This is a genomic window from Streptomyces sp. NPDC127106 (assembly GCF_042677605.1).
Classification (GTDB): Bacteria; Actinomycetota; Actinomycetes; order Streptomycetales; family Streptomycetaceae; genus Streptomyces.
The window spans coordinates 21,453-45,873 of record NZ_JBHXTC010000023.1 but is presented as its reverse complement, the minus strand read 5'-3'; the positions used below and the strand labels follow the sequence as shown (position 1 = coordinate 45,873).

Sequence of the window (24,421 nt, the reverse complement as noted above, 5' to 3'; positions counted from 1 at the left end):
GTCGGTCACAGCTTCGGCGCAATCTCTTCGGTCCAGATCCGGGTCCGCTCCTCCTGCGGCATGTGGCAGGCCGACCAGTGCCCGCTGCCGTCCTCGGTCAGCTCGGGCCGCCGGGAGCGGGTGATGCCGCCCTTGGGGACGTCGGCGTACGGGCAGCGCGGGTTGAAGGCACAGCCGCTCGGGATGTTGATGAGGCTGGGCGGCGAGCCCTTGACCGGGATGAGGCGCTCGGTCTGCTCGCGGTCGATGCGCGGCATGGAGCCGAGCAGTCCCCAGGTGTAGGGGTGGCGCGGCTCGTAGAAGACCCTCTCGGCGGTGCCGCGCTCGACGCACCGGCCGCCGTACATCACGAGGATGTCGTCGGCCATCTCGGCGACCACGCCCAGGTCGTGCGTGATCATGATGACCGCGGAGCCGAACTCCTTCTGCAGGTCGCGGATCAGGTCGAGGATCTGCGCCTGGACGGTGACGTCCAGGGCGGTGGTCGGCTCGTCCGCGATGAGCAGCTCGGGGTTGTTGACCAACGCCATCGCGATCATGGCGCGCTGGCGCATGCCGCCGGAGAACTCGTGCGGATAGGCGTCCACGCGCCGGTGGGGCTCGGGGATGCCGACCCGGTCGAGCATCTCGACGGCGCGCTGCCGGGCGGCCTTCTTGTCCACGTCGTGGTGGGTGCGGTACGCCTCGACGATCTGCTTGCCGACCGTGTAGTAGGGGTGCATCGCGGACAGCGGGTCCTGGAAGACCATCGCCATCTTGTGCCCGCGCAGCTTGCGCACGTGGTCGGCGTCGGCCTTGACGAGGTCCTCGCCGTCGAGGACGACCTCGCCGGAGATGTGCGGGCGGCTGCGCGCGTTGCCGGTGCGGTGCAGGCCCATGATGGCCAGCGAGGTCACCGACTTGCCGGAGCCGGACTCGCCGACGATGCCGAGCGTCTTGCCCCGCTCCAGGTCGAAGGAGAGCCCGTCGACGGACTTCACCAGGCCGTCGTCGGTCGGAAAGTGGACCTTGAGGTCGCGTACGGACAGGAAGGCGCCGCCGCTGCGGGGCCCGGCCTGCTCGGGGACGAACACGGGCCCGTCGGCGCGCGTCTCGCCCGCGCCGGAGCCGGCCGCGGAGCCGGAAGTGGGGTGGTTCTCGGTCACGTCAGCCTCACGCGCGGGTCGATGACGGCGTACAGCAGGTCCACGATCAGGTTGGCCATCACCACGAAGAGCGCGGCGAGCAGGGTGACCCCCATGATCACGGGAAGGTCGCCCTGGCCGATGGCGGCGACGGCCGCCGTCCCCAGACCCTGGAAGTTGAAGGTCGTCTCGGTGAGCACCGCGCCGCCGAGGAGTCCGCCGAGGTCGAGGCCGAACATCGTGACGATCGGGGTGAGGGTGGAGCGCAGGGCGTGCTTGCGGATGACCACGCCCTCCTTGAGGCCCTTGGCCCGGGCGGTGCGGATGTAGTCCTCGCCGAGGACCTCCAGCATCGTGGCGCGCGTGATGCGGGCGTAGGTGGCGGCGAAAAGGAAGGCCAGGGTGATCCACGGGAGGATCAGGGCGTTGAGCCAGGCCCCGGGATCCTCCGTGAGGGGCTTGTAGTTGGACACGTCCAGCCAGCCGAGGCTGTAGACGAAGATCGCGGGGGCCACCATGCCGGTGAAGAAGATGGGGAGGGAGACGCCGGCGAGGGCGCCGACCATGACGGTGCGGTCGATGGCGGTGCGGCGTTTGAGCGCTGAGACCACGCCGGTGGCCACACCGGCGAGCACCCAGATGACCGCCGCGCCGAGGGCGAGCGAGAGGGTGACCGGCATGCGGTCGACCATGGTGTCCCAGACGGGCGCCTCGGTCTTGAACGAGTAGCCGAAGCACGGCGCCTCGCAGTGGGTGACCTCGGTGCCGCCGTCGTAGTCGCGGCCGACGAAGATGCCCTTGACGAAGGTCAGGTACTGCTCGGAGATGGGCTTGTCGAAGCCCATCTTCACGCGGATGCCCGCCAGAGCGGTCTCGTTGGTCTCGCGGCCGGCGTACATGAGGGCCGGATCGCTGCCCGTGATCTTCGGGACCGCGAAGAAGATGCCGAAGGTGACCACGGAGACCACCAGCAGCGTGGCGACGACGTTGAACAGTCGCCGTATGAGGTAGACGAGCACTGCAGTCGGCCGCCCGGGGCGGGCGGCTGCCGTCCCTCGTGGGGACGGCAGCCGCCGCCTGCGGCCTTCACCTGCCCTTCGGACTAGCGCATGTGCGGTGAAGGCACTTGCCTGTTGTTACGTGACGACTCGACTACGGGGTCACTTGCCGACGCCGATGACGGCGAGGTCGATCTTGCCCAGGGAGTCGTTGAAGTAGACGTTCGTCAGCCGCGGGTTGTGGTAGACGAGTGCCTTGTCGAAGTTGATGGGAAGGTAGAGGGCCTTCTCCATGACCTTCTTGTTGATCTCCGTGTAGAACGGCGCGGCGGCTTCCGGCGTGGCGGCGGCAGCGGCCTTGTCGAACAGCCCGTTGATCTCGGGGTCGTTGAGCTCGGTGTAGTTGTTGTTGGCGTTCGGCTGGATGAACGATCCGTCGACCAGCGGCTGGAGGAAGCCCGAGCCGGAGTTGTAGTCGGCGCCCCAGCCCATGACGATGATGCCGTAGCCCTTCTTCTTCACGTTCTCGGGCGAACCGATCGTGGAGGAGGAGAGCTTGCCGTCGTACTGGTCGATCGTGGCCTTGATGCCGATCTTGGCGAGCGAGGCCTGCAGGGACTCGGCCGTCTTCACCTCGGGGGCGCGGTTGTTGCGGACCGCGATGACGGTCTCGAAGCCGTCCGGCTTGCCGCAGGCCTTGAGGGCCTCCTTGGCCTTGTCCTCCTGCGGCTGGCCCTTCGTCAGGCCGAACGGGTCGTAGGACTTGTCGGAGCCGGGGATGCCGGGCGGCAGCATGTTGGCGCCGAGGTCACCGCTGGTCGGGCCGCCGCGGGCGGTCTGGAGGGACTTCGGGTCGGCCGCGTAGATGACGGCCTTGCGGCACTCGATGTTGTCGAACGGCGCGACGGTCTGCGGGAAGGCGAAGTAGCGGATGTAGCCCGTGAACGGGTTGTCCGCGTTCTTCTTGAGGTTCTCGTCCTTGAGGATCTTGTTCTTCGCGGCCTGCTGCACACCGGTGCCGTCGACGGCGAGGTCGATGTCGCCGGACAGCAGGCGGGCGTCCATGTCGTCCGGGTTGGTCGTCACCGTGAAGGTGACCTTGTCCGGCAGGCCCGTGCGGATCGTGTCCGTCTTCGGGTCCCAGTGCTCGTTGCGGACGAAGGTCGCGCCCTTGCTGGCGGTGAAGCTCTCCACCTTGTACGGGCCGGTGGAGATCGGCTTGTTGGTGTACGTGGCGCCGGTGTCCTTGGCGGCCGGGACCGGCGAGGAGGACGGCATGGCCAGCAGGTAGCTGAAGTCGGAGTTGGCGCTCGCCAGGTTGAAGACGATCGTCTTGTCGTCCGGCGTCTCGACGGACTTCAGGCCCATCTTGTTGGGGTCGGTGTCCTTGTACGGGCCGGGGTACTTCTGGCCCTGGTCGAGCAGGTCGATCAGGTAGGTGGGGCCACCGGACAGCACGTCCTGCGCGAAGACGCGCTCGATGCCGTACTTGATGTCCTTCGAGGTGATCGGCGTGCCGTCCTCGAACTTCACGCCGTCCTTCAGCTTGAGGGTGTACGTCTTGCCCTCGTTGCTGAGCACGGGCAGGGCCTCGGCGAGGTCCGGGACGAGCTTGGTGCCCGCCTCTCCCGGCTTGCTGTCGTACGCCAGCAGCTGACGGACGTAGAGGCGCTGCATGTTCCACACGAAGCCGTAGTAGGCACGCGCCGGGTCGAGGTAGTCGACGTCCTGCGGCGTCCAGAGCTTGAGCTCGCCGCCCTTCTCGGTCGACGGGTTCACCACGCCGGTGGTGGCGGCGTTGAAGGCCGCGTTGCCGCCGCCCTTGCCCTCGGTCTTCTTCTCCCCGTCCTTGCCGCCGCACGCGGCGGTCAGCGACAGGGCGGCGATCACGGCGGTGATCGCGAGTGCCTGCTTTCTGCGGATCACGTTGGTCCAACCTCCAGAGGTGGGTGAATCGGTGGAGCGGTTCAGCTGCCCTTGGGGTCGAGTGCGTCACGCAGCCCGTCCCCGAAGAGGTTGAACGCCAGGACGGTGATGAAGATCGTCATACCCGGGACCACCATGTACATGGGGTCGTCCTGGTAGATGGGGACGGCGTCGGAGAGCATCTTTCCCCAGGACGCGGTCGGCGGCTTGACGCCGGCGCCGAGGAAGCTGAGAGCCGCCTCCGTCAGGATGTTGGTCGGAATGATCAGCGTCGCGTAGACCAGGATCGGCGCGACCAGGTTGGGCAGCAGCTCCTTGATCAGGATGTAGCCGCGGCCGGCGCCGAGGCTGCGCGCCGCCTCCACGTACTCGCGCTCGCGCAGGGAGATCGTCTGGCCGCGGACGATGCGGCCGATGTACGGCCATCCGAAGAAGCCGATCACGACGATCAGCACGCCCATCCGGACACCCGAACCCTCGAACCCCCACAGGGAGTTGGGGACGACGGACACCAGCGCGATGGTGAACAGCAGCTGCGGGAAGGCCAGCAGCAGGTCCATCAGGCGGCTGATGAGGCCGTCGACCCAGCCGCCGAGGAACCCGGCGAGCGCGCCGAGCAGGCTGCCGATGACGACCGAGACGAAGGCGGCCAGGAAGGCGACGACCAGGGAGATGCGGGCGCCGTAGACGATCCGGCTGAACACGTCGCGCCCGTTGGTGGGTTCGACGCCCAGCAGGAAGTCGGAGCTGATGCCGCCCCAGGAGCCGATCGGCGTGCCGAGGTCCGGGTCGATCAGGTCCTCGTGGAACTCGTTGGGCGGGTGGCCCAGCAGGCTCACGATCTGCGGCGCGAAGACCGCCACGAGGATCAGGAGGATCACGACCACGCCGCCGGTCAGCGCGACCTTGTCGCGCTTGAGCCGCATCCAGGCGATACGGCCGGGCGAGCGGCCTTCGATGGCCTTCGCAGGGACGTCGGCTACGGCCACGGGTGCGGCGGGTTCCGCGCTCGTGTCATGCAGTGGTGCCGTCATCGTGGTGGGGACCCCTCTCGGCCGACGGGTTGCCGGCCCATGCCCGCCGCTGTGGCGGCGTTGGTGCGGAGTGGCGCTCTGGTGCGTGGTGACACGCAGGACTGTGCCGAGGTGCGGGAGGTGCGGGAGGTGCAGTGGCGCTCGGTGCGCTTTCGGGCGTGCCCGGGCACGCCCGGTGCGGTGCTGGTGCGGTGCTGCTGCGGTGCTGGTGAGGTGCAGGTGCCGTGCGGAAAGCCGTGCGAAGTACGCGAAAAGCGGTGCGGAACGACAAGCGACGTGCAGGGAGCCGAACCGTTTCCGCGGGAACCCGGCGGCTCTTGGGTCGGGAGTCTTCAACGGCGCCGCGATCAGCCGCCAGACCCGCAGATGAATGGATGCGCAACCGTGATGTGAGGGTCGGGTTCCCGTTATCCGGACTGCCGTGTCGGCTCAGCGGAGCAACACCGTCCGTTCGGTGCACAATCGGACAACGCGCCCAACTCGCGGTAGGAGTATGCCTTTTGGGCCCGCATCAGCGAAGAAATCCGGACAAGAAGAAGGCCGCGGGGAACGGTCTGTTCCCCGCGGCCGGAGCGTCGCGCGACGCGGTCGTTTCAGGTGCCGGTCAGTAGGCCGGAGCCTGCCCCTCGCGGTCGTAGAACGGTCGCGTCTGCGACCGGAGCCACATCGCGACGGGGTCGTGCTCGTCGGCCAGCGCCACCGTGCACACCGGCACGCCCTCGGGCACCGCACCCACGGACTGGCGCATCATCTCCCGTACGGACTCCAGCGCGGGCGCGGAGGCGTCGTACAGGTCGAGCCCCACGGCGAGGTACGGCGACCCCAGCGCGGGCTGCACCCAGGCGCGCCGCAGCGAGCGCACGGCCGGTGTGCGGTGCGCGTGCTGGGTCAGCAGCCCGTAGAACTGCGGGAGCTCCAGGGCGGGCTCGGAGAGCCGTAGCGGGCCCGCCGGCATCCGGTCGAGGCCGGTGGCGATGCGGCGCAGATCGGCCCAGGGGATGCCGAGGCCGCCGCCCTGGGCGTGCGGATTGAGCCACAGCCCCCAGCGGTCGGGATAGAGGGCGCGCGCGATGTCCCGGCCGGTGACCACCTCGTAGCCGCGGTTCCAGCCGCTGGCGGCCAGCTCCTGCGGGGAGGTCACGCAGGGCGCGTACCCGAGGCCCTCCAGCTCCATGCCGCCGTACTGGGCGTCCGGTGAGCCAGGGTTACCCTGCCAGAGCAGCATCCACAGCCGGCCCTCGGCGAGGGCGCGCAGAAGTGACTCGTAGCTCTCGTAGCGCCCGGGAGTCACTTGGCGCATGATGTGCTCGACCTGCCCGGCCGCGGCAGTGCCTGACGCACTCACCGTACCCCTCCTCGTCCGCACGCGTGTCCAGGCCACCCGTGCGGCCAGGAGATGTCACCAGCTTAAGCGTCGCTAGGGCACGTAGAAGGGGCGTACGCGCGTAACGATGAAGTCGACCACCGGGTCCTCCGCCTCGTCGAGCAGGACCAGCTGCACCGGCCAGGGTGCCGGAACCCTTGCCAGAGCCCGGGCGAGGGCCTCGCGCGGGGCGTTCTGCGCGGCGGCGTCCCGTCTCGACAGGCGGACACCGATGCAGAGTTCCGGGTCGCCGCCCTCGACGCTGGCGAGGCAGCGGTGGGCGGCCACGACCAGGCCGGTGGTGCGGAACTCCTCGGCCGCGGCGGCCAGGAAGTCCACCGGGTCGTCCTGCCAGTCGGGCTCGAAGAGCCGGACGCGGCCGCCCGTGGCGGGCCCGTCGAGCTCCGTCCGGCCGATCCGGCACAGCTGGGCGACTGCGGGCGGGGGCAGCGGCACGCCCACGGTGCCCTCCGGGTTCACGGCGATGCCCAGCTGCGGGGGCAGGCCGCGGGCGAACTCGACGGCGGGGGCCACCGCGAAGTCCATGCCGGGACCGACGCAGGCTCGGAACTGGGCCTCGGAACTGTAGACGGGGACGTACGCCGCCCCGCCGATGTCCATGGTGGGCAGGGTCAGGGAGGGGCTGTCCGGGCCGCCGCCGCCGGGCAGCGGGACCCACACCCGGCTCCGGCCCAGCACCTCGACGATCCTCGGGCCGGCGTCGGGCACGCCCAGGGCCGCCCCGAGCACCTGCTCCAGCTCGTTCTCCGGCCAACCGCCGCCGTGCATCTCCGCCTCCGCTTGTCGCGCCGTGTACCGGCAGAGGGTAGCCGCCCGCGCGCTTCCCCCGCCCCCCCCCGCCGTCCGCCCCCGCCGTCCTCGCCGTCCGGTCCTCGCCGGCCGGTCGCCGTCCCGCTCCCCGCCCTTCGGTCCCCGCCGGCCGGTCGCCGTCCGGTCCTTGCCGCTCAGGCCCCGCCCGGCTCCGCGGGCCGGAAGGCTATCCGGGTCAGCCGCCCGGCCGAGGCCCGGTCCAGCAGCACCACCGAGGCGCAGCCCGGCGGCAGCGGCCCCGACTCCGCGGCCCGCACCAGCCGGCGCACCGCGGCCCGGTGCCGGGCGAAGGCGTACGCCGACACGCCGCGGCCCCGCGCCGCCTGACCGGAAAGGGCCTCCTGCGGGGTGGCGTCCAGGATCAGCAGGTGCAGGGCCCGGCCGCGGCGGCGCGCCGTCGCCGCCAGCAGCCCCCGCACCCAGCGCTGCGTACCGCAGTCGTGGACGACGACCGATGCGCCGGAGCGCAACGTCCGCCACAGCCCCCAGTAGTGGGCGATCCGCACCAGCGGGCGGTAGACGGCGTACGGGAGCGCCGCGGGCATGCGTTGCTCCCATCGCTCGCGCACGTCCTGGGAGTCGATTCCGCCGCCCTCGGCGGCCCGCTTGATCAGCGTGCTCTTGCCGCCGCCGGGCAGGCCGGAGACCACCACGATGTCGCCCTCGGCGAAGCCGAGCCGGCGCGGCGCGCGGTCCCCCCGACCGCGCAGGTCGCGTACCGGCCCGTGGTGCTCGCGCGCCCGGTGGGCGGGCACTCCGTCCACGGTCCCGGCGGTCGCCAGCACTCCGAATCTCCGCACAAGATCGCCTCCCCCGTATCGGGCCTCGAGGACCCCATGCCCACTGAGTGTAAAGAGACGGTAATCCGATACCGCCGGTTCCGGCCGGGCCGTCCGGCCACCGGACACGGACCGGGACGTACCTAGCGAATGGCACAGTCTTTCGCTCCCACCCCTCCGCTCCGCGGCCCGGCGTGCAATGATGTGCGCCATCTGGACCAACTGCATACCGGCCGCTTGAATCCGCGCGGGAGAGTCCCGACGGGCCGCGAGGCCGCGTCCGGGCGCCGAAGGAGCAAGTACCTCCCTTGAATCTCTCAGGCCCCGTACCGCGTGGATGAGGCAGATCTGAAAAGCGAGCCGCGCCCCTCCCGTCCCCCGCGACGGACCGGGGTGTGCTCCACCCAAGGTGCAAGTCGGTGTTCCCGTTCCCGCGGGACTCTCGGCGAACCTCTCAGGTTCCGATGACAGATGGGGAGGAACGTCCTCGTCATGTCATGCCCTGGGACCCGGGAGCCACACCATGAGCACTGCCCCCCGCCTGACCGCCCTCGATGCGCTGCACCGCTCGCTCGGTGCGACCATGACCGACTTCGCGGGCTGGGACATGCCGCTGCGGTACGGCAGCGAGCGCGACGAACACAACGCCGTGCGCACCAAGGCCGGCCTCTTCGACCTCTCCCACATGGGCGAGATCACGGTCACCGGTCCGGAGGCCGTGAACCTCCTGGACTACGCCCTGGTGGGCAACATCTCCACCGTCGGCGTCGGCCGCGCCCGCTACACCCACATCTGCCAGGAGGACGGCGGGATCCTCGACGACCTGATCGTCTACCGCCTGGCCGAGACCGAGTACATGGTCGTCGCCAACGCCTCCAACGCCCAGGTCGTCCTGGACGCCCTCACCGGGCGCGCCGCCGGCTTCGAAGCCGAGGTCCGCGACGACCGCGACGCGTACGCGCTGATCGCCGTCCAGGGCCCGGAGTCCCCCGGCATCCTGGCCTCCCTCACCGACGCCGACCTGGACAACCTGAAGTACTACGCCGGCCTGCCGGGCACCGTCGCCGGCGTGCCCGCGCTGATCGCGCGTACGGGCTACACCGGCGAGGACGGCTTCGAGCTGTTCGTCGCCCCCGAGCACGCCGTGGAGCTGTGGCAGGCGCTGACCAAGGCCGGCGAGGGCGCCGGTCTGGTGCCGTGCGGCCTGTCCTGCCGCGACACGCTGCGCCTGGAGGCGGGCATGCCGCTGTACGGGCACGAGCTGACCACCTCCCTCACCCCGTTCGACGCGGGTCTGGGCCGGGTCGTGAAGTTCGAGAAGGAGGGCGACTTCGTGGGCCGCGCCGCCCTGGAGGCCGCCGCCGAGCGCGCCGCCACCAACCCGCCGCGCAAGCTGGTCGGCCTGGTCGCCGAGGGCCGCCGCGTCCCGCGCGCCGGGTTCCCGGTCGTGGCCGGCGGCGAGGTGATCGGCGAGGTCACCTCCGGCGCGCCGTCCCCGACCCTGGGCAAGCCGATCGCCATGGCGTACGTGGACGCCGCGCACGCCGCGCCCGGCACCTCCGGCGTCGGCGTGGACATTCGCGGTACGCATGAGCCGTACGAGGTCGTCGCCCTGCCCTTCTACAAGCGGCAGAAGTAGCGCCCGCGCGGCGGCGGCCGCCGGCCGCCGGCCGCGGCGTCTCACCACGCAAGACCACTGTTCGTTCGCACTCCCCCGCATCCAGGAGAATCAGGTCATGAGCAACCCCCAGCAGCTGCGTTTCAGCAAGGAGCACGAGTGGCTGTCGGCCGCCGAGGACGGCGTCGCCACGGTCGGCATCACGGAGTTCGCGGCCACCGCGCTCGGTGACGTCGTGTACGCCCAGCTCCCCGCGGTCGGCGACACGGTGACCGCGGGCGAGACCTGCGGCGAGCTGGAGTCGACCAAGTCGGTCAGCGACCTGTACTCCCCCGTCACCGGCGAGGTCGTCGAGGCGAACCAGGACGTCGTGGACGACCCGAGCCTCGTGAACAGCGCTCCGTTCGAGGGCGGCTGGCTGTTCAAGGTCCGCGTCGCGGAGGAGCCGGCCGACCTGCTCTCCGCCGACGAGTACGACCAGCTCACCGCCGGTAAGTAACTGACCACAGGGGATCCTGATGTCCGTTCTGAACACCCCTCTCCACGAGCTCGACCCGGACGTCGCCGCCGCCGTCGACGCCGAACTCGTGCGCCAGCAGTCCACCCTGGAGATGATCGCGTCGGAGAACTTCGCTCCGGTCGCCGTCATGGAGGCCCAGGGCTCGGTCCTGACCAACAAGTACGCCGAGGGCTACCCGGGCCGCCGCTACTACGGCGGCTGCGAGCACGTCGACGTCGTCGAGCAGATCGCGATCGACCGGATCAAGGCGCTCTTCGGCGCCGAGGCCGCGAACGTCCAGCCGCACTCCGGTGCGCAGGCCAACGCCGCCGCGATGTTCGCGCTGCTGAAGCCGGGCGACACGATCATGGGCCTGAACCTGGCCCACGGCGGTCACCTGACCCACGGCATGAAGATCAACTTCTCCGGCAAGCTCTACAACGTGGTCCCCTACCACGTCGGCGAGGACGGCCAGGTCGACATGGCCGAGGTCGAGCGCCTCGCCAAGGAGTCCAAGCCGCAGCTGATCGTCGCCGGCTGGTCGGCGTACCCGCGCCAGCTGGACTTCGCCGCCTTCCGCCGCATCGCGGACGAGGTCGGCGCGTACCTGATGGTCGACATGGCCCACTTCGCGGGCCTGGTCGCCGCGGGCCTCCACCCGAACCCGGTGCCGCACGCCCACGTCGTGACCACCACCACGCACAAGACCCTGGGCGGTCCGCGCGGCGGCGTGATCCTGTCCACCCAGGAACTGGCCAAGAAGATCAACTCCGCGGTCTTCCCCGGCCAGCAGGGCGGCCCGCTGGAGCACGTGATCGCCGCCAAGGCGGTCTCCTTCAAGGTCGCGGCCTCGCCCGAGTTCAAGGAGCGCCAGGAGCGCACCCTGGCCGGCGCGAAGATCATCGCCGAGCGCCTGGTCCAGGACGACGTCAAGGCCGTGGGCGTGGACGTGCTCACCGGCGGCACCGACGTGCACCTGGTCCTGGTGGACCTGCGCAACTCGGAGCTGGACGGCCAGCAGGCCGAGGACCGCCTCCACGAGATCGGCATCACGGTCAACCGCAACGCCATCCCGAACGACCCGCGGCCGCCGATGGTCACCTCGGGTCTGCGGATCGGCACGCCGGCCCTGGCCACCCGCGGTTTCGGCGCCGAGGACTTCACCGAGGTCGCCGACATCATCGCGGAGGCCCTGAAGCCGGAGTACGACGGCGAGGCCCTCACGGCGCGCGTCTCGGCGCTCGCCGCGAAGTTCCCGCTGTACCCGTCGCTGTAGGCCACGGCTCGGGGGGCCCGGCCTTGTGTCACACAGGGCCGGGCCCTTTCTCATGGCCCGGGGCCGCGGTCCGGTACGTCGGGACCGCGACAGACCCCGTACAGGCCGGCGTAACCGGCACCCCCACGAACTGACGTACGCTGATTAACCGGGCATGGGCGCCCACGAGGTGATCTTTGCCCGCAATCCCTGCAAGATCCGCCCCCTCCGCCGGCCGCCTCGTAACGCTCCGAGACCGGTCCGACGGTCCGCTCCCCGCCACCGCGGGGGTGAATAACTCCCGGGAGTCCGCCACCGTGGCCATTTCGGTTTTCGATCTCTTCTCGATCGGCATCGGTCCGTCCAGCTCGCACACCGTGGGTCCGATGCGTGCCGCCCGCATGTTCGTGATGCGGCTGAAGAAGGACGGTGTGCTCGCGCAGACCGCCTCCGTCCGGGCGGAGCTGTACGGCTCGCTCGGCGCGACCGGCCACGGCCACGGCACCCCGAAGGCGGTGCTGCTCGGCCTGGAGGGGCACTCGCCGCGCACCGTGGACGTGGAGACGGCCGACGACGAGGTGGAGCGCATCCGGCAGACCGGCCGGCTGCGCCTGCTCGGCACGGAGATAGGAAGCGCGCACGAGATCGCGTTCGACGAGCCGAGCCAGCTGATCCTGCACCGCCGCCGGTCCCTGCCGTACCACGCGAACGGCATGACGCTCTTCGCGTACGACGCCTCGGGCGCCCCGCTGCTGGAGAAGACGTACTACTCGGTCGGCGGCGGCTTCGTGGTGGACGAGGACGCGGTCGGCGAGGACCGGATCAAGCTCGACGACACCGTGCTGAAGTACCCCTTCCGCTCCGGTGACGAGATGCTGCGCCTGGCCAAGGAGACGGGCCTGTCGATCTCCTCGCTGATGCTGGAGAACGAGAAGGCCTGGCGCACGGAGGAGGAGATCCGCGGGGGCCTGCTGGAGATCTGGCGGGTCATGCAGGCCTGCGTCGCCCGCGGCATGTCCCGCGAGGGCATCCTGCCGGGCGGCCTGCGGGTCAAGCGCCGCGCGGCGTCCACGGCGCGCCAGCTGCGCACCGAGGGCGACCCGATGCTGCACCGCAGCGAGTGGACGACGATCTACGCGATGGCGGTGAACGAGGAGAACGCGGCGGGCGGGCGCGTCGTCACGGCCCCGACGAACGGCGCGGCGGGCGTCCTCCCGGCCGTCCTGCACTACTACGTGAACTTCGTGCCCGGCGCGGACGAGGACGGCGTGGTCCGCTTCCTCCTCGCCGCGGGCGCGATCGGCATGCTGTTCAAGGAGAACGCCTCGATCTCCGGCGCCGAGGTCGGCTGCCAGGGCGAGGTCGGCTCCGCCTGCTCGATGGCGGCGGGCGCGCTGGCCGAGGTCCTCGGCGGCACCCCGGAGCAGGTCGAGAACGCGGCCGAGATCGGCATGGAGCACAACCTGGGCCTGACCTGCGACCCGGTCGGCGGCCTGGTCCAGATCCCGTGCATCGAGCGCAACGGCATGGCGGCGGTCAAGGCGGTCACGGCCGCGAAGATGGCCATGCGCGGCGACGGCAGCCACAAGGTCTCCCTGGACAAGGTCATCAAGACCATGAAGGAGACCGGCGCCGACATGAAGATCAAGTACAAGGAGACGGCCCGCGGCGGTCTCGCCGTCAACGTCATCGAATGCTGACCTGAACCGGTCTCCGTACACGCAGGACCCCGGGCGCCGCGGCGCCCGGGGTCCTGCGCATCTCCCCCCGGCCACTCACCCGACCTGCGGCAACCGTCCCGATTTTCCCGGGCGTTGAGGTTTGACGTGGATTGATCACGCTTCAGGGCGAACCGTGGGGGTCGGGGCTGGTACGGGAGGATCCCCGTGCGCAAGGGTGATCACGTGACGTCGCGGCCACACCCCCGGCGGCCGGCCAACCGCCGTGGACCGCAGCCCCTTCTCGTCGTACGGAGGACTTCACCATGGCAAGCACCCGCAGCGCCCGCGTGATCGCCGCTCTCGCCGCGCTCCCCCTCGCCGCCCTGCTCTGCTCGGGCACCGCCCAGGCCGACAGCGGCGCCGGTGCGGGGATCTCGTCGAACGCGGCCGCCGCCGAGATCATCGGCAGCGGCGTCTTCGGCGCCAACGCCGGCAACTCTTCCACCACCCAGCAGGTCTCCACCGGCTCCGGGGCGACGAACCAGAGCAACGGCGTCCAGCTGAACGGCACCGGCTCCGCCTCCGTCGGACAGTCCAACGGGAACGTGCCGGTCTTCGTCGAGCCGGCTCCCGTCGAGCCCGCTCCGTAGCCGCCCGGTGACCCTGCGGGTCCGCCCTCCGGCCGGGGGGCGGGCCCGCTCCCGTCAAGAGAGGGGCGCCGGCCGTGGCAGTCATCGAGCACCGCGTCCTCCCCGTCCGACTGGAGGCCGCGCCCGAGCCCGTGGCGCTGCAGGCGGCCTTCACGTACCGCTCCGACCGGCCCTACGAGCTGACCCTCGACTTTCAGGGGGCGGGCCGGCACCTGGCGCGCTGGGTGTTCTCCCGGGACCTCCTGCTCGACGGGGAGGCGCGGGCCACCGGCGCGGGCGACATCCGGGTCTGGCCCCGCCGGCACCGCAGCGAGCCCCGCGTGTACCTCGCCTTCAGCAACGGCGAGCGCGGCTGTGTGGTCTCCGCCCGGGCCAAGGACGTCCGGGTGCTGTGCCGGCGACTGGTCGGGCTGGTGCCCCGGGGCGAGGAGCAGCGGCACTACGATCTCGACTCCGAGCTGGAGGGTCTTTTGACCCGATGACTCACTGGATCAGCCATTTCAGCTGATTGAGAAATTTGAGTGGTTTTGCTGCAACCATGGGCGCGCAGGCGGTGTCTCCGGGAGTGACACCACCAGTCCCCGTCTCTCGAGAAATGGGGGACGTCATGAACCACCTCCGCCGCCGGCAGACCGTGGCCCTGGCCACCGGAGCTCTGCTCACCGCCGGAATCGCCCTCGCCGCGCCCGCCTCCACCGCCCCGGCGCCGGCCGCCGCGGCCGCCGGGCGCACCGCCGTCCCGCACGTCGTGAACGCCCGCTGGGCCGGGCACTGCGCGTACGACCGGATCGTCATCGACCTGCGGGGCCGCGTCCCCGACGTCGAGGTCACCCGCGTCCCGCGGCTGTACCGGGACGGCTCCGGCGCGCCCGTCCCGCTCGCCGGGAAGTACTTCCTGCAGATCCGCCTGCACCCCGCCGACGCGCACCTGCGATCCGGTGAGAGCACCTACCGCGGGCCGAAGCTCGCCAGGATCGACCTGCCCGCGCTGAAGGGCTTCGCCATGACGGGCGACTTCGAGGGGTACGTCACCTTCGGCGCCGCCTTCGACAAGAAGCCGTCCTACACGTCGTTCACCCTGCGCTCGCCCGACCGGTTCGTGCTGGACGTCGCGCACCGGAACGTGTGCTGCGGCTGAACCGCGGCACGGACGGGCGCCCGTGGCACGGCTCCCCCGCCCGGGCGCCGGAGCGCCCGGCGGGGGCGGTCAGCGGTGCTCGGGGTTGGGGAAGTCGAAGCGGCAGCCGGCGTCCCACTCGGAGCGCTGGTTGCCGTGGGCGGGAACCCCGCCGGAGCGCTTGAGCAGGGCGGCCAGGTGCATCAGGTTCCAGGACATGAACGTCGTGTTCCGGTTGGTGAAGTCGTTCTCCGGCCCGCCCGAGCCCGGGTCGAGGTACGAGGGCCCGGGCCCCGCCTCGCCGATCCAGCCGGCGTCGGCCTGCGGCGGGACGGTGTACCCGAGGTGCTGGAGGCTGTACAGGACGTTCATGGCGCAGTGCTTCACGCCGTCCTCGTTGCCCGTGATCAGCGCCCCGCCGACCCGCCCGTAGTAGGCGTACTGGCCCCGCTCGTTCAGGATCGACGAGCAGGCGTAGAGGCGCTCGATGACCTGCTTCATCACGGAGCTGTTGTCGCCGAGCCAGATCGGTCCGCACAGCACGAGGATGTCGGCGGCCATGATCTGGCTGTACAGGACGGGCCACTGGTCGGTTTCCCAGCCGTGCTCGGTCATGTCCGGCCAGACCCCGGTGGCGATGTCGTGGTCGACGGCGCGGATCAGCGAGGTCCGGGTGCCGGCCGCCTCCATCACGGCGCGGCTCCGCGTGATCAGGCCCTCCGTGTTGCTGGTCTCGGGCGAGCGCTTGAGCGTGCAGTTGACGTAGACGGCGGTCAGGTCGGAGTAGTCGAACGCCCCGGCGTTCGCCCCCGGCTGCGGTGTCGCGGTGTCGTGTTCTGCGGCCACCCTCCCAGCCTGCGGGCGCGCCGTACGCTCCGGCGACCGGAAGGCACCCGTCTGGGGGCCCGACCGCGGCAGCCGCGCCCGCCGCGCACCGCGCACGCCCGGGCGCCGCCGGTTGAAGCGCGGGAGCGGAAGAGCGCCGCAGCGCGCGCCGGTCCGCCGTGGCAGCGGCCCGGCGCCGGAACTTCCTTGGCCCCGCCGCGGTTTCGCCGACCCACCCGGAGCGCGCCGGCCCGCCACCGGCCCGAAGCGGAATCCCCCGGCCCAACCAGCCTCCCAGGTCCGGGTTGTTACGCGTCCACGGGCGGATTAGGGTCATCAGGCCTTGGTGTACGGGAAACCGGTGGAAGACCGGTGCGGCCCTCGCCACTGTGAACGGGAAGTCCGGCTCCACTCCTGCGGGAAAGCCACTGGGCGGCGCGGGGAGGGACCCGCACCGCCCGGGAAGGCGGAGCCAGGGCATCAGTACCCGTGAGCCAGGAGACCGGCCAAGGCGCGTTGTCCATCCACGAGGTGCTGGAGAGGTCTCCCACTCATGCATATAGCCGAGGGGTTTCTGCCCCCTTTGCACGCGGCCGCCTGGGGCGCCGCGTCCGCTCCCTTCGTCGTCCACGGGGTACGGGCCCTCACCCGCGAGGTGAAGGCCAACCCGGAGAGCACCCTCCTGCTCGGCGCGTCCGGAGCGTTCACCTTCGTCCTGTCCGCACTGAAGATCCCTTCGGTGACGGGCAGCTGCTCCCACCCCACCGGAACCGGGCTCGGCGCGATCCTGTTCCGGCCGCCCATCATGGCGGTGCTCGGCACGATCACCCTCCTCTTCCAGGCCCTGCTGCTCGCGCACGGCGGGCTGACCACCCTCGGTGCCAACGTCTTCTCCATGGCCATCGCCGGGCCGTGGTCGGGGTACTGCATCTACCTGCTGCTGCGGCGCTCCCACGTCCCGCTGATGGTGTCCGTGTTCTTCGGCGCCTTCTTCGCCGACCTCGTCACCTACTGCGTGACCTCCGTGCAGCTGGCGCTGGCCTTCCCGGACCCGGGCACGGGCTTCTCGGGCGCGCTCGCGAAGTTCGGCGGCATCTTCGCGGTCACCCAGATCCCGCTCGCCGTGAGCGAGGGCCTGCTCACGGTCCTGGTGATGCGGCTGCTGATGCAGTCCAGCAAGTCCGACCTGGTACGGCTGGGCGTCGCCAAGCTCGCCGGCCGCCCCGAGCAGAAGACGGCGGTGTGACGCGCATGAACCTGAGCCGGAACGCGAAGATCAACGGTCTGCTGCTGCTCCTGGTGGCGGCGCTGGCCGTGCTGCCCCTGGCCCTGGGCCTCGGCGAGGGCAAGGAGGAGCCGTTCACGGGCGCCGACGCGCAGGCGGAGGCGGCCATCAGCGAGCTGAAGCCGGATTACGAGCCCTGGTTCTCCCCGCTGTACGAGCCCCCGTCCGGGGAGGTCGAGTCCGCTCTGTTCGCCCTCCAGGCGGCGCTGGGCGCGGGCGTGCTCGCGTACTACTTCGGCGTCCGCAGGGGCCGCCGCCAGGGCGCGGCCGCCGCGGCGGCGGGGACGTCCCCCGCCGACTCCGCGCCGGTACCCGCCACGGAGTCGTAGCCGGTGCTGCCCATCGACGTGGCCGCGCACAGCAGCCGCTGGCGGGGCCGCCATCCGCTGGAGAAGGCGCTGCTCGGGCTGGGCCTGACGGTCAGCGCGCTGTGCCTGCCGGCGTGGCCCGGCGGACCGCTCGTGGCCGCCGCGACCCTCGCCGTGCTCCTCGGGCCGGCCGGGGTCGCCGGGCGGCAGCTGTGGCGGGCCTTCCGGATCCCGCTGGGGTTCTGCTTCACCGGGGCGCTGCCGCTGCTGGTGGCGGTCGGCGGCCCGGCCGGTCCGGTGTCGATGGCCCCGGGCGGACCGCGGCTCGCCGCCGAGCTGCTGCTGCGGACGTCGGCGGCCTCGCTCGGGGTGCTGCTGTTCGCGTTCACCACGCCGGTGTCGGACGTCCTGCCCCGGCTGGTCCGGGCCGGGGTGCCGGCGCCGGTGGTGGACGTGGCGCTGGTCATGTACCGGATCGGCTTCCTGCTGCTCGACTCCCTCGCCCAGGTGCGGCGCGCGCAGGCGGCCCGCCTGGGGCAGGCGGGCCGGGCGGCGGCATGGCGCTCGGTGGCCGGGCTCGCCGCCACCTCGTTCGTACGGGCCTTCGACCGCGCGGCGCGCCTCCAGTCGGGCCTGGCCGGGCGCGGCTACGACGGCGCACTGCGGGTGCTCGTCCCCGAGGCGACCCTGTCGTGGCGCTTCCTCGCGGCCTCGGCGGTCCTGCTCACGGCCGTGGCCGTGCTGACACTCACCCTGAAGGGGCTCTACCTTTGAACCCGTTGGTGGAACTGGCCGGCGCCGGTTATGCGTACGAGGACGGCCCGGCGGTGCTGACCGGCGTGGACTTCGCCATCGCCGAGGGCCGGGCGCTGGTCCTGCTCGGCCGCAACGGCAGCGGCAAGACCACGCTGATGCGGCTGCTCAGCGGCGGCCTGCGGCCCGGCTCGGGCGAACTGCGGCTGGACGGGACGCCGGTCGGGTACGACCGGGCGGGCCTGACCCGGCTGCGGACGGCGGTCCAGCTGGTGGTCCAGGACCCGGACGACCAGCTCTTCGCCGCCTCGGTGGAGCAGGACGTGTCCTTCGGCCCCATGAACCTCGGCCTGTCCGCCGAGGAGGTGCGGGCCCGGGTGGACTCCGCCCTGGCCGCGCTCGACATCACCGGGCTGCGGGACCGCCCGACGCACCTGCTCTCGTACGGGCAGCGCAAGCGCGCGGCGATCGCGGGCGCGGTGGCGATGGCCCCGCGCGTGCTGATCCTCGACGAGCCGACGGCCGGACTCGACCCGGACGGGCAGGAGCGGCTGCTGGACACCCTGGCGGGGCTGCGCTCGCGCGGCACCACGGTGGTGATGGCCACGCACGACGTCGACCTGGCGGTGCGCTGGGCCGACGACGCGGCGGTCCTCACCCCGTCCGGGATCCGCTTCGGCCCGGCCGCGCGGCTGCTGGCCGACCCGGGCCTGCTCGCCTCGGCCGGCCTGCGCCAGGCCTGGTCGCCGGCCGTGGCGTCCCTGCTGCGGGCGCGGAACCTGCTGGGCCCGGACGCCCCGGGGCCGGGCACCCCCGAGGCCCTGGCCGCCTGGCACTAGTCGGCGACGGCGTGCGGCGAACCTAGGATGACGGCATGTCGCTGCCGCACGCCATCCTCACCGCCCTGCTCGAAAAGCCCTCGTCCGGGCTGGAGCTGACCCGGCGGTTCGACAAGTCGATCGGGTACTTCTGGTCCGCGACGCACCAGCAGATCTACCGCGAGCTGGGCCGGCTGGAGGAGGCCGGGCTGATCCGGGCCCTGCCGAGCGAGGCGCCCGTGCGGGGGCAGAAGAAGGAGTACGAGGTCCTGCCCGCCGGCGGCGCGGAGCTCGCGCGGTGGATCGGCGAGAGCCAGGACCCGAAGGCGATCCGGGACCCGCTGCTGCTGCGGATCCGGGCCGCGGGCGTGGTCGGCGTGCAGGGGCTGGCCGGGGAGCTGCGGCGCCACCTGGAGCTGCACCGGCGGCAGTTGGCGCTGTACGAGGCCATCGAGGAGAAGGACTTCCCCCCGGAGCGGCAGTCCGACGAGGACCGGCTGCGCCGGCTCGTGCTGCACGGCGGCATCGGCCTGGAGACGTTCTGGCTGCGCTGGCTCGAGGAGGCGCTGGGCGAGGTCGAGGACATGACGCGCCCGGGCGGCGCCGCGGGTGCCGCCCCGGAGGCCCCGACCGGCCCCGGCGGCGCGGCGTAGGCCCCGGTCGGCCGGCGGCGCGGCCGTCGGGCGCGGTTCCCCTGCGGGCTGTCCTCCGCGGGCCGCGTGGGCCGTGCGCGGGGCCGTGCGCGCGGGGCCGTGCGCGGGGCGGGCAGGCCGCAGCCCCCGGGCCGCCCGGCAGGGGCGGTACGGGGGCTGCGGCGCGGTGCCCTACTTGCCCAGGGAGGCCCAGAACTCGTCGAAGGTCAGCAGGCCGTCGCCGTTCGCGTCCTTGGCCGCGATCACGGAGTCCGCCACCGGGCCCGTGACGAACGGGTCGCCCATCTCCGCCATGGCCCGACGGAACTCGTCGGCCGTGACGAAGCCGTCACCGTCCGCGTCGAACCTGCCGAACGTCGCCCGCGCGCTCTCGATGTCCGCCACTGGGATCCACCCCTTCTTGGTGCTCGTTGACCGGCTCAGGGTAGCGGCAGCCGGGAACGGCCGCCGCTACCGGGTCCCGTTCGGACGGCAGAAAGAAATTCAATTACCGTTCCGTAGCGCGGAAGTGATGATTCCGGCCAAGAAATCCACCCCGGGCTTGTCACGTTCCGGGGTCACCGCATAACGTACCGGCATTGCCGCCACACCAGGAGCGCAGGGCTCCCAGGGACATGCGGCAACAAGGGCGATCACACAGGTGACGATCACAGCAGACGCATCATTCGAAGTTCTGCCCTTCACCCGCGCGTGCCGCCATATCTGGGATGAGGGCGACCATGTGCTCATCGGAGTGAGTCCTGGGAACAGCTACTTCAGCTCCGAGCGCATCAACAGCCTCGCCCGGTGGGCGGTACCCCGCTTCGCGCAGGTCGACTTCGTGTACGCGGACCTCCATGTGGACCGCATGTTCGCAGCTTTCGGCTACAGCCGGGAGCATGCGCAGAAGCGAGCCGCGAAGGAGATCAAGGCGGTCCGCCGACGGATCGTCAAGGGCGTCGAGGAATCGGGGCACCCGCATGCGGGGGTCCGCGTGCGGGCACTTTCGGAGTTCCAGCCCCACCCCGTTTACCAACTTCTGCACCGGCGCGTGCTCCATTTCCTGGAAACCGACGATGAATTCCGCAAGGGCTGCGAGGAGATGGCCCTCCATTTCGTCGGTTCGAAGTTGCCGGAAGGTGAATCCATCACGGACGACCAGTTGCAGGTCTGTTTCGACTACCTGGCGGCGGAGCTGCCGTTCTTCGTGGACACCCCGAGCATTCTCGGCGTGCCGTCGTCCGTGGCGGCGTACCACGTCCGGATGCCGCTGACGGACGTCCTCTTCGCGCGCGGCGGGGGCCTGCGCGCGACGCGCAACCAGGCCTACGCCGTCGTACGGCCGGAGGCTGCCGGGGCGGCCCGCCCGGCACCCGTGCCCGGTGGCGCGGCCGCGAACCACGTACCGACCGAAGGGAACGCCGATGAGCGTCGAGCAGCGTGATGCCGGGGCGGACCGGCACGGCGGGGACGCGCCCCTCCTCGACTTCCCGCTGTCGCGGCGCGGCGACGTGCTGCCGGAGGAGTGCGCCTGGCTGCGGGAGAAGGCCCCCGTCGCCCGGGTCCGCACCCTCACCGGGGACCGCGCCTGGCTGGTCAGCAGCTACGCGCTGGCCAAGCAGGTGCTGGAGGACGAGCGGTTCAGCCTGAAGGACACCGCCGACCCCGGGGTGCCCCGCCAGTACGCGCTGACGATCCCGCCCGAGGTCGTCAACAACATGGGCAACATCAACAGTGCCGGCCTGCGCACCGCGGTGATGAAGTCCCTGAGCCCGCGGCAGCAGGGCCTGCAGGACTGGCTGCGCGCCACGGCGGGGGTGCTCGTCGACGGGCTCGTCGCCGAGGGCGGGCCCGTGGACCTGCGGGCGGGGTTCGCCGACCCCTTCTCGGCCGCTCTGCACTGCCGGGTGCTGGGGGTGCCGTTCGAGGACTGGCGGCGCCTGATGTCGGGGCTGGACGTCGCGTTCATGACCGCACGCGCACCGTTCGCCGACTCGGCGCTCAACTGGTACAAGGACGTCGGCTACTTCGCCGGCCGGCTGGGCGCACAGCTCGCGCTGCCGGCCGAGCAGCGTACGGGGCTGCTCGGCCGGTTCGCGGAGCTCAAGGAGGCCGACCCGGACTCGGCGCACCTGACCGACGAGATGTTCGCTACGGTCGCGGTCTCCCTGTTCGGGGCCGGTGCCGTGTCCACCTCGGCCTTCCTGGTCCTGGCCGTCCTCGCGCTGCTCCAGCGGCGCGAGCTCATCGACCACCTGCGCCGCCACCCGGAGCGCATGGGGAAGGCGGTCGACGAACTGCTGCGCTGGAACCTGTCCGTGGGCGACGGACTGCCGCGCATCGCGCTGGCGGACGTGCGGGTCGGGGACGTGCTGGTCAGGGAGGGCGAGCTGGTCCTCGTCCTGCTGGAGGGGGCCAACTTCGACCCGGAGGCCTTCGAGCACCCGGACGAGCTGGACCTGGAGCGCGAGAGCGCCAACACCCACCTGGCGTTCGGGGCCGGCCGGCACTTCTGCCCGGCCTCGGCCCTGGGCCGGGCCCACGCCGAGATCGCGCTGGAGGTGCTCGTGGAGCGGCTGCCCGGGCTGCGGCTCGCGGTGCCCGCCGAGAACCTGGTGTGGCGTACGGGCTTCATCAAGCGACTGCCGGAACGGCTTCCGGTCGCCTGGTGAGGGCGCGGCGGCGGCCCGGGAGACTGTGCGGGCTCCCGGGACGCCGCGCGGCGCGGCGGGTCCTAGCGGAAGACGCCGGTGTGGCCGAGGGAGTAGCGGCCTGGCTGCGGGTAGACGGCCAGGCCGTGCGGGCCGCCGCCCACCGGGATGCGGGCGAGCTGCTTGCCGCTGGCCGTGTCGATCGCGTAGACCTCGCCGTGGTAGCGGCCCGACAGCCACAGCACCTTGCCGTCGGCGGAGACGCCGCCCATGTCGGGGCTGCCGCCGTCCGGCAGCTGCCACTTCTTCGTGAGCTTGTTCTGCTGGAAGTCGAAGACCGAGATGCTGCCCTCGCCTCTGTTGGAGACGTACATCTCGCGGGAGTCGCGGCTGATGTACAGGCCGTGGCAGCCCTTGCCGGTGGGCAGCAGCTTGGGGACGTCGAACTTCTCCCCGCTGAGCACCCACACGCCGTGCGCCATCATGTCGGCGACGTAGAAGGTCTTGCCGTCCGGGGAGATCTTGACGTCCTGCGGCATGGCGCCCTCGAAGGGCAGCTTCTGCTGGGCGACGACCTCCATCTTCTCGGTGTCGACCTTGAGGAGCTCGCCGGAGAACTCGCAGCTGACGATGAAGTAGCGGCCGTCCGCGGAGAAGTCCGCGTGGTTGACGCCGAAGCAGGTCACCGGGACGGTCTTGACCCGGTTCATGGTGTGCGGGTCGCGGAAGACCAGCTCCTTGTCCATCGAGGCCATGACCACCGCGTACTTGCCGTTCGGCGTGAAGTACAGGTTGTACGGGTCGTGCACCTCGACGGGCTCGCCGGCCTCGCCGGTCGCGGGGTTGACCGGGGTGAGGGTGTGGCCGCGGTTGTTGTTGACCCACAGGGTCTTCAGGTCCCAGGACGGGACCACGTGCTGGGGCTGGACGCCCACCGGGATGGTGTCGATGACCTTGTACGTCGCGGGGTCGATGACGGACACCGTGTTGGAGGCGGTGTTCGGTACGTAGACCCGGGACGGGAAGTCCTTGACCACCGGGGAGAGCTGGTTCGGCCGGTCGGCCGCGTACACGTCGTTCGGGTCGAGGAGCGGCGGCATCCCGGGGAGGCCGGCCGGGGCCGCCGGGACGGCCTTGACGGGCGGCTGGGCCGCGGCTTCCGAGCCGAGTGCCTCGGCGGGGCCCTTGCCGCCGGCCGACCCGCAGCCGGCCAGGGCGGCGAGGACCAGACCGGCCAGGAGCACGGTGGCCTTCCGGGGAAGGCGGGTGGTCGTCATGGGATCAGCAGCTCCGTGGTGGTCACCGCGCGCAGTTCGCGGCGCGCGAGTTCTTCGAGGAGGGGCGGCATCGCGTCGACCGTGTCCGCGTAGCCGAAGTGCAGGCTCACCACCGATCCGCTGCGGATCGTCCCGGTGACGGTGCGGATGACGGCCGCCGCGCCGGGCGAGGTGAAGTCGAGGGAGTCCACGTCGTACGACAGGACGTGCGGGTAGCCCGCCCGCCGGGCCAGCTTCCGGACGAGCGGCGTGGCGTACTGCGCCTGGGAGGGGCGGAACCAGGTGCCGATGGAGCCGGTGAGGCGCTTCAGCCGCTGGGCGCAGCCGGTGATCTCGGCGTAGGCCTCGCCCTCGGCCATGCCGTTGATCGCGAGGTGGCGCTGGGTGTGGTTGCCGAGCTCGTGGCCGCCGTCCAGGACCCGGCGGGCCATGTCCGGGTAGGTGTCGAGCCAGGCGCCGATCGCCAGGACGGTGACCCGGGCGCCCGCGCGTTCGGCCTCGGCGAGCACGGCCCGGGCGGTGGTGGGCTCTCCGTTGCCGTGGAAGGTGAGGGCGACCCGGGGGCGGTCGCGGGGGCCGTGCCCGATCTCCTCGGGGTGTCCGGGGAAACGGCGCGGGGCGGGGGCCGGGGCGGCGCCCGGCGGCCGGACGGGGACGGCCGGTGCGGGCTCGGCCTTCGGCGTCCGCGGGGCGGGGGCCGGACCGCCCGGCGCGGCTCCGCACGCGGCGGCGAGGCCGGCGGTGGCGGCCGCCGCACCGGCACGGAGGGCGGATCGGCGGTCCGGGTAGCAGGGCACCCGCCCATTTAAGAGGGAAATTTCCCCAAAGGTAACGATTGACCCAATTCGGGACTCCGGTCGAAGTGAACCCGTACGGCCGCCCTCGCTGCATGCGATCAAGGAATCACACGGAGGAACGGATACCTATTCACTAATTACGAGGCAGGTGGCTGACCCCACCTAGGATTTAAATAGAAACTCTTAGGATTTGCACACTTATGTCCAAGTTGGGACTTTT

General features: G+C 71.5%; 25 protein-coding genes and 2 riboswitches. Of the genes, 14 read left to right on the top strand and 11 right to left on the bottom strand.

Annotation, left to right across the window (positions count from 1 at the left end):
• Positions 1–5: 5 nt before the first annotated feature.
• From ACFVGY_RS20330 to ACFVGY_RS20300, 7 genes are all read right to left on the bottom strand, one after another.
• Positions 6–1,073, bottom strand: a complete 1,068-nt coding sequence (locus tag ACFVGY_RS20330; protein WP_385679355.1) for an ABC transporter ATP-binding protein — start codon at positions 1,071–1,073, stop codon at positions 6–8.
• 68 nt (positions 1,074–1,141) lie between these two features.
• A complete protein-coding gene (locus ACFVGY_RS20325; protein WP_385679188.1) occupies positions 1,142–2,143 on the bottom strand; it encodes an ABC transporter permease in 1,002 nt (333 codons plus the stop codon).
• A 141-nt stretch (positions 2,144–2,284) separates the two neighbouring features.
• The gene (locus ACFVGY_RS20320; protein WP_385679185.1) at positions 2,285–4,048 is read right to left on the bottom strand and encodes an ABC transporter substrate-binding protein; all 1,764 of its coding nucleotides are present in this window, start codon (positions 4,046–4,048) and stop codon (positions 2,285–2,287) included.
• Positions 4,049–4,089: 41 nt separating this feature from the next.
• On the bottom strand, positions 4,090–5,082 hold the full coding sequence (locus tag ACFVGY_RS20315) for an ABC transporter permease (RefSeq protein WP_385679182.1): 993 nt from the start codon (positions 5,080–5,082) through the stop codon (positions 4,090–4,092).
• Between the two features lie 604 nt (positions 5,083–5,686).
• Positions 5,687–6,427 (bottom strand): enhanced serine sensitivity protein SseB C-terminal domain-containing protein, encoded by a 741-nt coding sequence (locus ACFVGY_RS20310; protein ID WP_385679180.1) that lies wholly within the window; start codon positions 6,425–6,427, stop codon positions 5,687–5,689.
• Between the two features lie 72 nt (positions 6,428–6,499).
• A complete protein-coding gene (locus ACFVGY_RS20305) occupies positions 6,500–7,234 on the bottom strand; it encodes an enhanced serine sensitivity protein SseB (protein WP_385679177.1) in 735 nt (244 codons plus the stop codon).
• Positions 7,235–7,410: 176 nt separating this feature from the next.
• Positions 7,411–8,076 (bottom strand): AAA family ATPase, encoded by a 666-nt coding sequence (locus ACFVGY_RS20300; protein ID WP_385679174.1) that lies wholly within the window; start codon positions 8,074–8,076, stop codon positions 7,411–7,413.
• A 217-nt stretch (positions 8,077–8,293) separates the two neighbouring features.
• Positions 8,294–8,397, top strand: a riboswitch (glycine riboswitch).
• Between the two features lie 181 nt (positions 8,398–8,578).
• On the opposite strand from ACFVGY_RS20300, the gene gcvT reads away from it, so the two are divergent.
• The 7 genes from gcvT (at position 8,579) to ACFVGY_RS20265 (ending at position 14,876) form a co-directional block, all read left to right on the top strand.
• Positions 8,579–9,694 (top strand): glycine cleavage system aminomethyltransferase GcvT, encoded by a 1,116-nt coding sequence (gcvT, locus tag ACFVGY_RS20295; protein ID WP_385679171.1) that lies wholly within the window; start codon positions 8,579–8,581, stop codon positions 9,692–9,694.
• A 97-nt stretch (positions 9,695–9,791) separates the two neighbouring features.
• Positions 9,792–10,172, top strand: a complete 381-nt coding sequence (gene gcvH, locus ACFVGY_RS20290; RefSeq protein WP_385679168.1) for a glycine cleavage system protein GcvH — start codon at positions 9,792–9,794, stop codon at positions 10,170–10,172.
• A gap of 19 nt (positions 10,173–10,191) precedes the next feature.
• On the top strand, positions 10,192–11,448 hold the full coding sequence (gene glyA / locus ACFVGY_RS20285) for a serine hydroxymethyltransferase (RefSeq protein ID WP_385679165.1): 1,257 nt from the start codon (positions 10,192–10,194) through the stop codon (positions 11,446–11,448).
• A 296-nt stretch (positions 11,449–11,744) separates the two neighbouring features.
• Entirely contained in the window at positions 11,745–13,127 is a 1,383-nt protein-coding gene (locus ACFVGY_RS20280) for an L-serine ammonia-lyase (protein ID WP_385679162.1), read from the top strand.
• Positions 13,128–13,411: 284 nt separating this feature from the next.
• Complete coding sequence (locus ACFVGY_RS20275; protein ID WP_385679160.1) at positions 13,412–13,738, top strand: hypothetical protein; 327 nt, start codon at positions 13,412–13,414, stop codon at positions 13,736–13,738.
• 74 nt (positions 13,739–13,812) lie between these two features.
• A complete protein-coding gene (locus ACFVGY_RS20270) occupies positions 13,813–14,220 on the top strand; it encodes an SsgA family sporulation/cell division regulator (RefSeq protein WP_385679158.1) in 408 nt (135 codons plus the stop codon).
• A 125-nt stretch (positions 14,221–14,345) separates the two neighbouring features.
• Complete coding sequence (locus ACFVGY_RS20265) at positions 14,346–14,876, top strand: hypothetical protein (protein ID WP_385679155.1); 531 nt, start codon at positions 14,346–14,348, stop codon at positions 14,874–14,876.
• 69 nt (positions 14,877–14,945) lie between these two features.
• Here ACFVGY_RS20265 and ACFVGY_RS20260 read toward each other — a convergent pair whose 3' ends face one another.
• The gene (locus ACFVGY_RS20260) at positions 14,946–15,701 is read right to left on the bottom strand and encodes a flavodoxin family protein (RefSeq protein WP_385679152.1); all 756 of its coding nucleotides are present in this window, start codon (positions 15,699–15,701) and stop codon (positions 14,946–14,948) included.
• Positions 15,702–16,007: 306 nt separating this feature from the next.
• A riboswitch (cobalamin riboswitch) is annotated at positions 16,008–16,206 on the top strand.
• Positions 16,207–16,233: 27 nt separating this feature from the next.
• On the opposite strand from ACFVGY_RS20260, the gene ACFVGY_RS20255 reads away from it, so the two are divergent.
• From ACFVGY_RS20255 to ACFVGY_RS20235, 5 genes are read left to right on the top strand one after another with little or no spacing between them, the layout of a single operon-like run.
• Entirely contained in the window at positions 16,234–16,926 is a 693-nt protein-coding gene (locus ACFVGY_RS20255; protein ID WP_385679150.1) for an energy-coupling factor ABC transporter permease, read from the top strand.
• Positions 16,927–16,931: 5 nt separating this feature from the next.
• Positions 16,932–17,294 carry an energy-coupling factor ABC transporter substrate-binding protein gene (locus tag ACFVGY_RS20250; RefSeq protein ID WP_385679352.1) on the top strand — a complete coding sequence of 121 codons (363 nt, stop codon included), beginning with the start codon at positions 16,932–16,934 and terminating at the stop codon, positions 17,292–17,294.
• 3 nt (positions 17,295–17,297) lie between these two features.
• Positions 17,298–18,047 carry a cobalt ECF transporter T component CbiQ gene (cbiQ, locus tag ACFVGY_RS20245; protein ID WP_385679147.1) on the top strand — a complete coding sequence of 250 codons (750 nt, stop codon included), beginning with the start codon at positions 17,298–17,300 and terminating at the stop codon, positions 18,045–18,047.
• Positions 18,044–18,865: an energy-coupling factor ABC transporter ATP-binding protein gene (locus ACFVGY_RS20240; RefSeq protein WP_385679144.1), complete on the top strand. Its 822-nt coding sequence runs from the start codon at positions 18,044–18,046 to the stop codon at positions 18,863–18,865. Before cbiQ ends, ACFVGY_RS20240 begins: the two co-directional genes overlap by 4 nt.
• A gap of 35 nt (positions 18,866–18,900) precedes the next feature.
• Entirely contained in the window at positions 18,901–19,497 is a 597-nt protein-coding gene (locus tag ACFVGY_RS20235; protein ID WP_385679142.1) for a PadR family transcriptional regulator, read from the top strand.
• 171 nt (positions 19,498–19,668) lie between these two features.
• On the opposite strand, the gene ACFVGY_RS20230 is transcribed toward ACFVGY_RS20235, so the two are convergent.
• The gene (locus ACFVGY_RS20230; RefSeq protein WP_385679139.1) at positions 19,669–19,881 is read right to left on the bottom strand and encodes an EF-hand domain-containing protein; all 213 of its coding nucleotides are present in this window, start codon (positions 19,879–19,881) and stop codon (positions 19,669–19,671) included.
• Positions 19,882–20,137: 256 nt separating this feature from the next.
• On the opposite strand from ACFVGY_RS20230, the gene ACFVGY_RS20225 reads away from it, so the two are divergent.
• Together ACFVGY_RS20225 and ACFVGY_RS20220 are read left to right on the top strand one after the other, a co-directional pair.
• Positions 20,138–20,920 (top strand): tRNA-dependent cyclodipeptide synthase, encoded by a 783-nt coding sequence (locus tag ACFVGY_RS20225; protein WP_385679136.1) that lies wholly within the window; start codon positions 20,138–20,140, stop codon positions 20,918–20,920.
• Positions 20,901–22,148, top strand: a complete 1,248-nt coding sequence (locus tag ACFVGY_RS20220) for a cytochrome P450 (RefSeq protein ID WP_385679133.1) — start codon at positions 20,901–20,903, stop codon at positions 22,146–22,148. The genes ACFVGY_RS20225 and ACFVGY_RS20220 overlap by 20 nt, the downstream gene beginning before the upstream one ends.
• A gap of 62 nt (positions 22,149–22,210) precedes the next feature.
• Here ACFVGY_RS20220 and ACFVGY_RS20215 read toward each other — a convergent pair whose 3' ends face one another.
• Together ACFVGY_RS20215 and ACFVGY_RS20210 are read right to left on the bottom strand one after the other, a co-directional pair.
• On the bottom strand, positions 22,211–23,404 hold the full coding sequence (locus ACFVGY_RS20215; protein ID WP_385679130.1) for a YncE family protein: 1,194 nt from the start codon (positions 23,402–23,404) through the stop codon (positions 22,211–22,213).
• Positions 23,401–24,201: a polysaccharide deacetylase family protein gene (locus ACFVGY_RS20210; protein WP_385679127.1), complete on the bottom strand. Its 801-nt coding sequence runs from the start codon at positions 24,199–24,201 to the stop codon at positions 23,401–23,403. Before ACFVGY_RS20210 ends, ACFVGY_RS20215 begins: the two co-directional genes overlap by 4 nt.
• Between the last annotated feature and the right edge of the window lie 220 nt (positions 24,202–24,421).